Origin of the sequence: Sphingopyxis sp. (assembly GCF_036675685.1) — a bacterium.
GTDB lineage: Bacteria > Pseudomonadota > Alphaproteobacteria > Sphingomonadales > Sphingomonadaceae > Sphingopyxis.
The window spans coordinates 152765-164903 of record NZ_JAKFEM010000005.1 but is presented as its reverse complement, the minus strand read 5'-3'; the positions used below and the strand labels follow the sequence as shown (position 1 = coordinate 164903).

Annotated in this window: 8 protein-coding genes; 2 read left to right on the top strand and 6 right to left on the bottom strand. The window is 64.8% G+C overall.

All coding sequences use genetic code 11. The annotated features are described in order from the left end of the window. The first annotated feature begins 5 nt into the window (after positions 1-5). Positions 6-893 carry a LysR family transcriptional regulator gene (locus V6M50_RS02980; RefSeq protein WP_332817047.1) on the top strand — a complete coding sequence of 296 codons (888 nt, stop codon included), beginning with the start codon at positions 6-8 and terminating at the stop codon, positions 891-893. Positions 894-1011: 118 nt separating this feature from the next. Here the strand turns inward: V6M50_RS02980 and V6M50_RS02975 are convergent, their stop codons facing one another. Genes V6M50_RS02975 through V6M50_RS02960 form a run of 4 tightly spaced genes read right to left on the bottom strand, consistent with a single transcriptional unit; the run spans position 1012 to position 5873 of the window. Then, positions 1012-2334, bottom strand: coding sequence for a mannitol dehydrogenase family protein (locus V6M50_RS02975; protein WP_332817046.1), 1323 nt, complete (start codon positions 2332-2334; stop codon positions 1012-1014). Then, the gene (gene uxaC / locus V6M50_RS02970; RefSeq protein WP_332817045.1) at positions 2331-3743 is read right to left on the bottom strand and encodes a glucuronate isomerase; all 1413 of its coding nucleotides are present in this window, start codon (positions 3741-3743) and stop codon (positions 2331-2333) included. Before uxaC ends, V6M50_RS02975 begins: the two co-directional genes overlap by 4 nt. After that, positions 3740-5056, bottom strand: coding sequence for an MFS transporter (locus V6M50_RS02965; protein ID WP_332817044.1), 1317 nt, complete (start codon positions 5054-5056; stop codon positions 3740-3742). The genes uxaC and V6M50_RS02965 overlap by 4 nt, the downstream gene beginning before the upstream one ends. Positions 5057-5078: 22 nt before the next feature. Beyond that, complete coding sequence (locus tag V6M50_RS02960; RefSeq protein ID WP_332817043.1) at positions 5079-5873, bottom strand: 2-keto-4-pentenoate hydratase; 795 nt, start codon at positions 5871-5873, stop codon at positions 5079-5081. A gap of 79 nt (positions 5874-5952) precedes the next feature. Between V6M50_RS02960 and V6M50_RS02955 the strand changes: the two genes are divergently transcribed. Further along, positions 5953-7434, top strand: coding sequence for a UxaA family hydrolase (locus V6M50_RS02955; RefSeq protein WP_332817042.1), 1482 nt, complete (start codon positions 5953-5955; stop codon positions 7432-7434). On the opposite strand, the gene V6M50_RS02950 is transcribed toward V6M50_RS02955, so the two are convergent. Together V6M50_RS02950 and V6M50_RS02945 are read right to left on the bottom strand one after the other, a co-directional pair. Then, positions 7431-8975 carry a family 43 glycosylhydrolase gene (locus tag V6M50_RS02950; RefSeq protein WP_443030474.1) on the bottom strand — a complete coding sequence of 515 codons (1545 nt, stop codon included), beginning with the start codon at positions 8973-8975 and terminating at the stop codon, positions 7431-7433. The genes V6M50_RS02955 and V6M50_RS02950 overlap by 4 nt on opposite strands. A gap of 144 nt (positions 8976-9119) precedes the next feature. Beyond that, entirely contained in the window at positions 9120-11993 is a 2874-nt protein-coding gene (locus V6M50_RS02945) for a TonB-dependent receptor (protein WP_332817041.1), read from the bottom strand. Positions 11994-12139 lie beyond the last annotated feature (146 nt).

Below are 12139 nucleotides of genomic sequence, written 5' to 3'. Positions count from 1 at the left end.
AGCATATGGATTGGGATAAGCTGCAATATTTCCTGTTCGTCGCGCGCCACAGCACGCTCGCGCGCGCAGGACAGGCGCTGCAAGTCGACGCGACAACGGTCAGCCGCCGCGTGAGCGCGCTCGAATCGGCGCTCGGGCAAACGCTCTTCGAACGCGCACCGTCGGGTTTCGTCCTGACCGCGGCGGGCCGCGCGCTCGTTCCGCACGCCGAAGCGATGGCGGCGGCGGCGGCGCGTATCCATTCGGCGCATGAGGGCAGGTCGGCCTTGTCGGGGCAATTACGCGTCAGCGTCTCCGAAGGCTTCGGAAACAGCTTCATCGCGCCGCGCCTCGCGAGCTTCGTCGCGGCGCACCCCGAACTCGAGATCGATCTTGTCGCCTCGTCAGGGTTCCTCAACCCCTCGCGGCGCGAGGCCGATATGGCGGTGCTGCTCGCGCGACCGCGCAAAGGCCCGCTGATCACGCGCAAGCTGTCCGACTACAGCCTCGGCATCTACGCGCCTACCGACCGCCCCGACTGGCAGGCGGCGGTTACGGCCGCGCCGTTGTCGCGCACGGGCATCCCGGTGATCGGCTATATGCCCGACATCCTCTATGCGCCCGAACTCGACTATCTGGGCGAGATCGAGCCGGGGCTGCGCGCGACCGTGCGATCGTCGAGCATATTGGCGCAGCGGCGGATGATCGCGGGCGGTGCGGGGGTCGGCGTGCTGCCCTGCTTCCTCGCCGCGGGCGATTCGGCGCTGGTGCGCGTGCGGCCGGGCCAAACGATCGCGCGCGCCTTCTGGCTCGCGCTCCACCGCGACGTCGCGCCGCAGCCGCGCATCCGTGCGTTTATCGACTGGCTGGATGCCGAGGTGCGGGAGAGTCGGGGGTTGTTGGTGCCGGGTTAAACATAACGGCCCACGTCCGTTCGTGCTGAGCTTGTCGAAGCACCGTTCTTTTCTTTGACGTCGCCAGACGGAAGAGCAGCCCTTCGACAAGCTCAGGGCGAACGGGTTCGGAGGACGCCTAGCTTACGAGCCGCCATTCCGACGCGATCAAGCCGTTCTTGCCGAACAGCAGCTCCATCGCACCAGGACCGGCAACCGCTTCGCGCAGCTTATCTGCCAGCGGATCGTCGATAGGATGATCGCTGCGCAGAAATTCGATCCAAGCCGCAATCGCCGCCTCGAGCGACAGACACCTGCTCCCGCGCACCTGATGCCACGCGAGCGTTTCGAGCCAGCGCTGGGGGATCTTCTGGCTGCCGTCCATCGCGATCTGGCTCAGCCGGTGATCAAGCGCCGGATTGGCGAAGCGGTTGAGTAGCGCATCGGCGTAGGCGGCAAGATCCTGACCCGGCGCGGCGTCGATTGTCGGCGCAGCTTCGTCGCGCATCAGCCGCTCGATCAACGGAAGGATCGCCGGATCGCCGATCGCCTGGTGGACAAATTCGTGGCCGCGTCCAAGCCCGATATAGGCGAGCGCCGAATGCGCGCCGTTGAGCATCCGCAGCTTGGCCGTTTCGTAGGGCGCGACGTCGGCGACCAGCTCGGCGCCGACCGTTTCCCAGCGCGGGCGCGGGCCGGCGAAATCATCCTCGATCACCCATTGGCTGAAGGCTTCGGTGACCACCGCGCCCTCGTCGCGCGCGCCGAGCATCGCCTCGACCGCGGCGCGGTCGGCGTCGGTGGTCGCCGGGACGATGCGGTCGATCATCGTCGCGGGGCAGCGGCATTCGGCGTCGAACCAGTCCAAAAGGTCGGGATGTCGGGCGGCGAGATATTGCCGCATCAGCGCCTTGAGTGCGGCGCCATTGCCCGCGAGATTGTCACAGCTGAGCAGCGTGATCCCCGGCAGTCCCGCCACCTTGCGCGCGGCGAGCGCCGCACCGACGAAGCGGTAGAGGCTGGGCGCGCCTTGCGCGGCGGCAAGGTCGAGCATGCCGCCGGGCCCGCGCAGATAGCCCTTCTCGGTGACGGTGAAGCTGACGATATGCGTCGTCGCTGCGGCGATTGCATCGATCACGGCTTGCGGATTTTCGGACGCGACCAGCACTTGCTGTACCGCGCCGATGAGGCGGAGTTTGCTGCCTTGGACACCGAGCGCACCGACGGTGTAGAGCCCGTCCTGCGGATTCAATTGCGCCGCGACATCGCCCGAACGCAGTGACACGCCGATGATGCCCCAGTCGCGGCCGCCCGCGCCCATCGCGTCGTCGGTGTAGACCGCCTGATGCGCGCGGTGGAACGCGCCGATGCCGATATGGACGATGCCCGCCGCCTGCGCGGAGCGGTCGTAGCCCGGACCCTGCACCGACGCCGGGAGCGCAGTTAAGGACGACAGCCTCACAGCTTGTAGGCCGCCTTGGCGAGATTATAGCTGAGGTCGGTCGCGAGGTCGGCGGCTTCCCATTCCTCGATGCGATGCTCGGCGACGAGGCTAGCCAGGAAGCTGCAATCGATGCGCCGTGCAACGTCGTGGCGTGCGGGGATCGACAGGAAGGCGCGGGTGTCGTCGTTGAAGCCGACTGTGTTGTAGAAACCCGCGGTCTCGGTCGTCTGGTTCCGGAATCGCCGCATCCCTTCGGGGCTGTCGTGGAACCACCAGGCAGGGCCGAGCTTGAGCGCCGGATAATGGCCCGCGAGCGGCGCGAGTTCGCGCGCGTAGCTCGTCTCGTCGAGGGTGAAGAGGATGATCGTCAGCCCGGCCGCATTGCCATATTTGCCGAGCAAGGGGCGCAGCGCATGGACATAGTCGGTCGGCATGGGAATGTCGGCGCCCTTATCGCGGCCATAATGCTCGAACAGCCAGGGGTTGTGATTGCGGAACGCGCCCGGATGGATCTGCATCACGAGGCCATCGTCGAGGCTCATCCCCGCCATCACGGTCAGCATATGCGCGCGGAACAGCTCGGCATCGGCGGCGCTGACATTCGCACCCGTCACGCGCGCGAACAGCGCCTCGGCCTCGGCATCCGACAGGTCGGCGGTGGCGGCGGTCGGGTGGCCGTGGTCGGTCGAAGTTGCGCCCATGCTGGCGAAGAAGGCGCGGCGATTGCGGTGCGCGGCGAGATAGCCTGCATAGCTGTACGCATCCTCGCCCGAGAGGTCGGAGAAGCGGGCGAGGTTGGCGTAAAAGCCCTCGAACTCGGGGTCGACGACCGGGTCGGGGCGATAGGCGGTGATGACCCGCCCGGCCCATTCGCCACTTTGATTAGCGGCGCGGACGACGGCATGATGCTCAAGCGTGTCGAGCGGGCTTTCGGTCGTCGCGATGACCTCGATCCCGAAACGGTCGAACAAGGCGCGCGGACGAAAGGCGTCGGTCGCCAGCGCCTCGGTGATCCGGTCATAATAGAGATCCGAGGTCGCCGCCTCGAACTGCACCTCGATCCCAAAGGCTTCAGCGAACACCCAGTCCATCCACATCCGCGTCGGCGTGCCGCGGAACAGATGATAGTTTTGCGCGAACAATCGCCAGCTTTCGCGCGGATCGGCAGCGGGATTGCGGATACCCAGCGCGTCCAAGGACACGCCCTGCGAGTAGAGCATCCGGAATACATAATGGTCGGGATGGAGCAGCAGCTCGGCCGCATTGCCGAACGGCGCGTTGCCCGCGAACCAGCTGGGATCGGTATGCCCGTGCGGGCTGACGATCGGCAGGCCCGCAACCTCCGCATAAAGGCGCCGCGCAATGTCGCGCTGCACCGGGTCGGACGGAAACAGGCGGTCGGGGTTCAGGGCAAGCGGACGCGTCATGCCATTGCCGTTTCGCTTTCTACGGTGACCGGCGCAAGCCGCGGGCTGAGCAGATGCACCGCCAGTACGGCGAGGAAATAGGTTGTCGTGCAGACGGCAAAGATGATCGTGTAATTGCCACCCGTCGCGTCGAGCACGAGGCCGGTCGACTTCGCCATGATCATCCCGCCGATGCCGCCCATGAAACCGCCGAGTCCGATCACCGAACCAACCGCGCGTTTCGGGAACATGTCGGGCGGGATCGACAGGATCGTCGACGAAAAGGCCTGATGCCCGGCAAGCGCGATGCCGATCAGCACGACCGCGAGCCACATATTCTCGAGCCCGGTCACGAACAGCAAGGGCAGGACGCAACAGCCGGCGCCGAGCATCGTGATCTTGCGCGCGAAATTGACGCTATGGCCCTGCTGGATGAGCTTCGACGAGGTCCAGCCGCCGACGATGCTGCCGACGTCGGAGAGCAGATACATGATGATCATCGGCAGCAGCACGACCTTCAAGTCGACGTCATAGGTCGAGCTGAAATATTTGGGCAGCCAGAAGAGCATCAGGAACCATACCGGATCGGTCAGGAACTTGGCCGTCGCGAACGCCCACGCCTCGCGCTTGGTGACGATCTTGCTCCAACCGAGGCGCTCGACCTGTTCGGGCGGATCATGTTCGATCCACGCGAGTTCGGCATCGCTGACCTTCCCGCTCTCGCGCGGATTGCTGTAGAGCCAGAGCCAGAGGATCAGCAGCACGACGCCGAAAGCGCCGGTGGTGATGAAGGTCTGACGCCAGTCGAAACCGAGAAAGCGCATGAACAGCGCGATCGTCGGCGCGGTCAGGATGACGCCGATCGTCGTCGCGCTGTTGACCCAGCCGATGGCGTAGGAGCGCTCCTTTTGCGGGAACCATTCGCTCGAAGCGCGGACGACCGACGGGAAATGCCCCGCCTCGCCGACCCCAAGGATGACGCGCGCCATCATGAAAGAAACGACCGAAGAGGCGAAGCCGTGCGCGACATGGCCGATCGTCCAGATCGAAATGGCGATCGCATAACCGACTTTGGGTCCGAAGCGATCGATCAGCCAGCCCATGAGCAGGAAGCCGAGGGCGTAGGCGGCCTGGAAAGCGGTGACGATGTTGCCATAGTCATTCTCGCTCCAGCCGAGCTCGTCGCCGAGCACGGGCGCGAGCAGGCCGAGCATCGTCCGGTCGATATAATTGACCGTCGTCGCCGCGAAGAGCAGCGCGATGATCAGCCAGCGATAGCGACCCGCCCTGGGCACCGGCGGCGCCGCACCTCCGCCCGCGATTGCCTGTGCCATTTCTCTCTCCCGTTCTGGCCTATTAGCCTGTGATCGTGCAGCTGACGCGGATTTTTCCGTCGAAGACTGCGTCGGCGCGTTGGCCGGGTATGATTTCGTGAATTCCGGTGATCGCGCCGGCCGACACCCAAGTGCCCGGCGGGATCGCGATGCCGCGCGCGCGCAGGACGCGGATAAGAAACAGCGCCGATCCAAAGGGGCCGTCGAGCATGGTTTCCATCGTAGCGACGCCAACGGTATCGCCGTCGATCGCCATTTCTACGGGCATGGCGATCAGGTCTGCGTTGCGCCAATCGGGGATCGACGGACCGAGGATCAGCCCCTTGTTGTTGCCATAGTCGGACGCGGTGACGGCGGGGCCGTGCCGGTTGATTTCGACAAAAGGCGAACTTGCGATCTCGATCCCGGTGCGCACGTCGGCGATGCAATCGCGGACCGAGTCGAGGTCATAGTCGCGCGTGCCAACCTCGCCAAAGCACAGCAGCACTTCGGCCTCGGCCGCCGCGAAGCCCGCGGCATAAACGGGCATCGCGGGCACCTGCCCGGCGCTACCGTCGAATATTTCGTCGCTGAAGATCGGTCCGGTCAGGCGATTGTCCTGATAGCGCTCGACGAGGTCTGCGGGGATGCGCCCGACCTTCCAGCCGCCGAGCCGCCGCCCGTCGAGCGCGATCGCCGCGCCCTGGATCGCATAGGCTTCGGCCATCGTCTGCGGCCTCGCGCCGGGGTACAAGGTAAGCGGTGTCTTTTCCGCTCGCGCGGCCAGAAAGGCGCGGGCCACATTTTCCTGTTCGGGGCTTGCCGGCATCTTTGTCATTTCCCTCTTCCGCAAAAGCGTCTAAGAGACACCGGTGTCAAAAGCAAGCGAATAGCGGCTGGGGCCGGAGGATTCACAGGTGACAGACGCAATCCGCATCCACGCGGCCGATAATGTCGCAACCGCCCTGGGCGACCTTGCGGCGGGCAGCGATCTGACCGTCGGAGCGGTGAGAATCCCGGTGCGTGAGGCTATTGCGCGCGGGCACAAATTCGCGCTCGCCCCCATCGCGCGCGGCGAACGTATCGTCAAATACGGTTTTCCGATCGGCATCGCCACCGCCGACATTGCCGCAGGGGCGCATGTCCACAGCCATAATCTGGCAACCGCGCTCCACAGCGACGACGAATATGCCTATGCACCGACAATCGGTGCGCCCTCGCCTACCCCACCATCGCACAGCTTCATGGGCTATGCCCGCGCCGATGGGCGCGCGGGAACGCGAAACGAGATCTGGGTCCTCCCGACGGTCGGCTGCGTCGGCAACCTCGCCGCGCGCGTCGCGCGGATTGCGGGCGAGCGCCATGCCGGGTGCATCGACGGGGTTCATGCGTTCAAACACCCTTTCGGCTGCTCGCAGCTTGGCGACGACCTCGGCCATACGCGCGCGTTGCTCGCCGCGCTCGCACAGCATCCCAATGCCGGCGGGGTGCTGATCGTCGGGCTCGGCTGCGAGAGCAACCAGCTCGGTCCATTGCTTGAGTTGATCGCGCCCGAACGCCGCGCGAACATCCGCACGCTGTCGGCGCAGGCGGTCGAGGATGACGAAGCGGCGTGCCTCGCGCTGGTTGACGAACTGGTCGCGGGCTGCGCGAACATGCCGCGGACCGAAATGCCGTTGTCGCGGCTCGTGCTGGGGGTGAAATGCGGCGGGTCCGATGGCCTGTCGGGGCTGACCGCCAATCCGCTCGTCGGGCGCATGGCCGATGCGGTCGCGGCGGCGGACGGCAAGGTCGTGCTGACCGAGATTCCGGAAATCTTCGGCGCCGAGCAGATGCTGATGGACCGCGCGGCGTCGCGGCATGTCTTCGACGAGACCGTCGCGCTCGTTCGGGACTTCAAGGAGTATTTCGTCCGCAACGGCGAACCGGTGAGCGAGAATCCCTCGCCCGGCAATATCGCCGGCGGCATCACGACGCTTGAGGAGAAGTCGCTGGGCGCGGTGCAGAAGGGCGGCAAGGTGCCCCTCGTCGACGTCCGGCGTTATGGCGGCGAGGCGACGCTCCCCGGCCTCACCTTACTCGAAGCGCCGGGCAATGACGCGGTGTCGTCGACCGCGCTGACCGCAGCAGGCGCGACGATCATCCTGTTCACCACCGGCCGTGGCACCCCGCTGGGTTTCCCGGCACCGACGCTGAAAATCGCGTCGAACAGCCCGCTCGCCACACGCAAGGCGGGCTGGATCGATTTCGACGCGGGACAGGTTTTGGAGGCCGGTTTCGACAAGGCGGCCGATGCGCTGCTCGACCTGATCGTCGCGACAGCCTCGGGCGCCGCCACGAAAGCCGAACGCAACGAAGAACGCGACATTGCGATCTGGAAGTCGGGCGTGACGCTTTAATCGAGCGCGCTGAAGGTGAAATTGCGAAAGCGTGCCTCGCCCTGCCCCGCCGAATAGAGGCCGGGACGCAGCATCAGAAACCCGCCGCGCACATTATGGTGGTAACCCGACACCTCCATGCCGCGGTCGAAGCGGACCCAGGTCTTTCCACCATCGCCGCTCGTGTCGTAGGTGACGATATGGCGGTTGTTGGTGACGCGCATGCGCATCTTGCGGCCGTGCGGATTGGCCGGCCGCGCGCGTTCGATGCCATATTGGTGCGTGACAAACCGCTCGCCGTCGAAGCCGAGCCCGCAGTAGAGCCGCTCGTCATAAAAGAGGGTCAACCCCGCGGTTCCGCCCGGCGCGGTTTCGATATCGCATTCGAACCGATAAGCCTGATCCCCCGCGATCAGCAGCAGCGGTGATGAGTCGACGGGCGCTACGCCCCGCGCCTTGAGGTGCAGCGCGCCGTCTTCGACACGCACGCGGCTGCACTCGTCAGCGGCGGGCTTGAAGAAATTCCATTTGGCGCCGAGCGCGAGGGTCGTAAAATCGTCCGACAAGGCCATGCCGTGCGGCCCCGCCGCCCCGCCCTTCGGCTTGACGATAGGCTGCGACAGGTCGCCGCCCTTCATCCGAAACCAGCCGTCGCCGGTCCATTCGATCGGGTCGAGCAGCGCCTGCCGCCCCAGCGTCCAATAGCCGTTCTCATAACCGTGATAGACGCTCCACCAGTCGCCCGCCGGTCCCTCGACAAGCGTCGCATGGCCGCGCGACCACCATTTCTCCGCCGCCGATGCCGTGCGGACGAGCGGATTGTGCGGGCAATTTTCCCACGGCCCGTGGATCGAGCGCGATCGCGCCGTGATCACCATATGCCCCGTCGGCGGCCCCGCTGTCCCGCCGACCGCGGTGATCATATAATACCAGCCGCCCCGGCGCGTGATCTTCGGCCCCTCGGGTGCGAAGCCCTCGACCACCCAGTCGGGCGGATAACGCCACGGATCATAGACATGCTCGGGCTCGCCAATGCGGCTGAGGCCGTCATCCGCCAGCCGCACGCGGTCGCCGCCCGACAGGAACAGCCAGCGCGATCCGTCCTCGCCCACCGCATGGCCGGGGTCGATATGATTGGGGAGTTCGAGGTCGACGGGATCGCTCCACGGCCCTTCGATCCGGTCGGCCCAGATCACCCAGCTGGTATTCGGCCCCTTGGTGGGAATGTAGAGATAATAGCGGCCCTTGTGCTTGCACAGTTCGGGCGCCCAGACCGAGCCGATGTTTTTCGTCAGCGTAGGGCCGATTGGCCGCCAGTTCACCAGGTCGCGCGAATGCCAGATGACCAGCCCCGGATAGCTGTCGAAGGTCGAGAAGGTCATATAATAGTCGTGTCCGTCCTTCAGGATCGACGGATCGGGATGGTCGCCGGCCATGATCGGGTTGAGGAAGCGCCCGTCACCCAGGTCGGCCTTGCGCTGGCGATCGAAACCCTTGCCCCACACCGCCGCATCGGACGACCCGGACCTCGCCGGTTCCTGCGCGCGTGCCGAGAACGCCATGGGCGTCCCGATCATCGCTCCGGTAAGGCCGGTTCCGGCCAGTTTGAGCATGTCGCGGCGATCGGTCACTTTTCTCTCCTCAAAACAAGAAAGGCCCGGCCCCCGCAAGCGAAGACCGGGCCTCACCGGGACCAACCTGGTGCATCAGATCTTGACGCGCGCACCGAACAGGAAGGTGCGGCCGAAATGGTTATTCTCGTAATTGCGATCGGCGTCGAAATCGGTGAAGCGATAGCGATAGGTGTCGAGCAGATTGTTGCCTTCGATCGACAGTTCGATCCACTCGGTCAGCTTGTAGCGGATCGACGCATCGACGTTCCACGTCGCGCCATAGCCTTCGAAGATGTTGCCGGTGCCGCTGTTTGCGTCGACATAGCGGCTGCGGTAGCTCGCCGACGCGCGCGCACTGAATGTGCCGTCGTCATAATAGAGTGTGCCGTTATAGGCGCGCCGCGAAACGCCGAACAGGGTCGAGTTGCGGTCCTGGTTGACGAACGGACCGAAGGTACAAGTCGGCGGCACGCAATCGTTCACCACCGGTCCCTGGACGCGGTATGTCGCATCCGAACTGATGAAAGTCGCGTTGGCCAGGATGCCGAAGTGGCTGATAAAGCCCTGGTCGACAAATGCGCTGAACGGTATCTGCGCCGCCAGTTCGACCCCCTTCAGCGTCGCCCCTGAGCCATTGATGTTGGCGGTGATCGTATAGAGCTGGTTGGGATCGAAATTGATGAAGGCAGGCGAGCTCGGCGGCAGCGCTTCCTTCGGCAGGCCCGTCGACGCATAGGTCGCCGAAAAAGCCTGGCTGATCGGGAAGCTTTCGACCTTTTTCACGAAGCCCGCGACCGACAGCACCGCTTGCGGCGCAAAATACCATTCTACGCCGAGGTCGAAGTTGGTCGCGCGATAAGGCGCGAGCTGCGGGTTGCCGTATGTGATGCGATACTGAAAGCCGTCGATCGTACCGCCGGGCGTCAGATTGCCGAGCGTCGGCCGAGTGATCACTTTTGCGATCGCACCGCGGACGATGACATCCTCGTGCGGATAGAGCGCGACGTTGAACGACGGTAGCCAGTCGTCATAGCTGCGCTTCACCGTAACCCTGTTCCCCGACAGGACGCCGGTCGACGACTGCCCGGTGCGCGCGTAGCGGATGCCCGCATTGCCGGCATATTCAAGACCGAAGATTTCACCCTTCACATCGAACTGCAGATAGCCGCCCGAGGTCGTTTCCTGCACCGAACGGGTATTGCCGTTATCGCGCGCCGCGGTGCGGCCATAGAGCTGGGTGAAATCGGTCGCCGCCGGGAAGGACGGGATCAGCCACTGCGTCGTCGTACCGTCAGGCTGGCCGGCGCGGCCGAGCGTGAACAGCTCGGCAAGCTGCGAGGTCACCGGGAAACCATAGACCGCCGTCGGGCCGAACAGGCTCGATGGCGAACAGGCGATCGTTCCCGACGTGCTGGTGACGAGGCTGGTGCCGCCATTCCCGCACACCGCGGTATCGCGCGTGAACGCGACGGCGTCGAAGTTGAAGCGGCGCCACATGGCGCCCGCCTTGACCCGGAAGCCGTCGGTCACATCCCATTCGGTGCGCAGCTGTGCCGTCTTGAACTTGTTGGTGACGTTCGACGGGCGATCGCGAATTTCGGCGAGCTGGAAGTTCGCCGGATCGGTGACACTGGTGCCGAAGGTCAGTACCGGGCGCTTCATATCGCTATAGTCGTAGCGATAGCCCTGCGCGTCGCGATCGTCGAAAACGATCGTTGTTTCGACCGGAATATCGGCGTTCGATTTCGAAAAACCGCCGAGCAGCGTGAAGCGGAAGCTGTCGCCCAGATCCTGGTCCCAGCTGCCGCCAAGCTGCGTGAACTCGGTTTCCGACTTGCGCAAATAATGCTCGGTCCGGACATAGACGTCGTTGAGCGTCGCGGCGATCATATTGTTGTTATCGTCATAGACCGGATTCACGACGTTGATCGCGCGCTCGTTCGAACGCAGCAGCACCTCGCCCCATTTTTCCTCGCGATCCTCACGGAAGCGCGAATAAAGCGCATCGAGCGAGATGCGGGTATGCTCCGTCGGCGCGAACTGAACCGACCCGGTCAGGCCGATACGCTCGCGGCGATGCTCGATTTCGCCATAGCGCGGAATGCGCGGATGAAAGGCAAGCGAGGCCTTCGTGCAGGCCGCACCCGGGAGGTAGGTGCCACCGCTGTTCGCAGTCGTGAAGCAATTCGTCCCGTTCACCGAATCGAAGCGCGCCTGTGCCCAGCGAACACTGTTGTTGCCAAGCTCGAGCGTGTCGCCCTTCGAATAGGCGCCCGAAACCGAAACGCCAAAGGTGCCATCGACATTACGCCAGCTGAGCAGCCCCGCGACGCGAGGCCCGAGGTCCTTCGACAGGTCGTTGTACGAGCCAACAACCGAAAGCGCGCCGTGGAAGCCGTCCTTTGCGCCGAGCGGATTGCCGGTGTTGAGGTCGACGACCGCGCCCAGGGATCCCTCGTCGAGCGATGCCTCGGCGGTCTTGTGGACGACGATGCTACTGAACAGCTCGGACGCGAAGACATTGAAGTCAAACGAGCGGTCGCGGTTCGACGAGGCACCATCGGTCGAGGTCGCGACCGTTTCGAGGCCATTCAGCCGGACGCGCGTGAACTGCGCCCCGAGACCGCGAACGGTAATTGCGCGACCTTCGCCGCCGTCGCGCTGGATCGAGATGCCCGGGATGCGTTGAAGCGATTCGGCCAGATTCTGATCGGGGAATTTGGCGATATCTTCGGCCACGATCGCATCGACCGCAGAGACCGAGTCGCGCTTGACGTTGAGCGCGGCCTCGAGCGAGGCGCGAAAGCCCGTGACGACGATCTCGTCTTCGCCGCCCACCGGCTCCGCCGCGGCGGCATCCTGCGCCGCGTCCTGCGCATAGGCCGGCGACACCGCCAGCACGGCAAGCGATGCGCCGCACGCCAGCCTGGTCAAAGTGCGCGTGCCCCGCGTTGCAAAAATCATCATCGTCATCCTCCCTTGATCGCCCCGGATCCTCGCTTGCGCAAGGAATGACACCGGTTACTTTCGCGAGCCAGGCAAATCGATCCGATTTGCCTGCTCAAAAATTTTCGAGAGTGATGGCAGCGCCGTCGCCCTTAACGACTGGCCCG

What these genes read in the sequence shown, in the direction of transcription:
- V6M50_RS02965 (WP_332817044.1), bottom strand. Translation starts at nt 5,056, where the DNA reads ATGGCACAGGCAATCGCGGGCGGAGGTGCGGCGCCGCCGGTGCCCAGG.
- V6M50_RS02980 (WP_332817047.1), top strand. Translation starts at nt 6, where the DNA reads ATGGATTGGGATAAGCTGCAATATTTCCTGTTCGTCGCGCGCCACAGC.
- V6M50_RS02950 (WP_443030474.1), bottom strand. Translation starts at nt 8,975, where the DNA reads ATGGCGTTCTCGGCACGCGCGCAGGAACCGGCGAGGTCCGGGTCGTCC.
- V6M50_RS02945 (WP_332817041.1), bottom strand. Translation starts at nt 11,993, where the DNA reads ATGATGATTTTTGCAACGCGGGGCACGCGCACTTTGACCAGGCTGGCG.
- uxaC (WP_332817045.1), bottom strand. Translation starts at nt 3,743, where the DNA reads ATGACGCGTCCGCTTGCCCTGAACCCCGACCGCCTGTTTCCGTCCGAC.
- V6M50_RS02960 (WP_332817043.1), bottom strand. Translation starts at nt 5,873, where the DNA reads ATGACAAAGATGCCGGCAAGCCCCGAACAGGAAAATGTGGCCCGCGCC.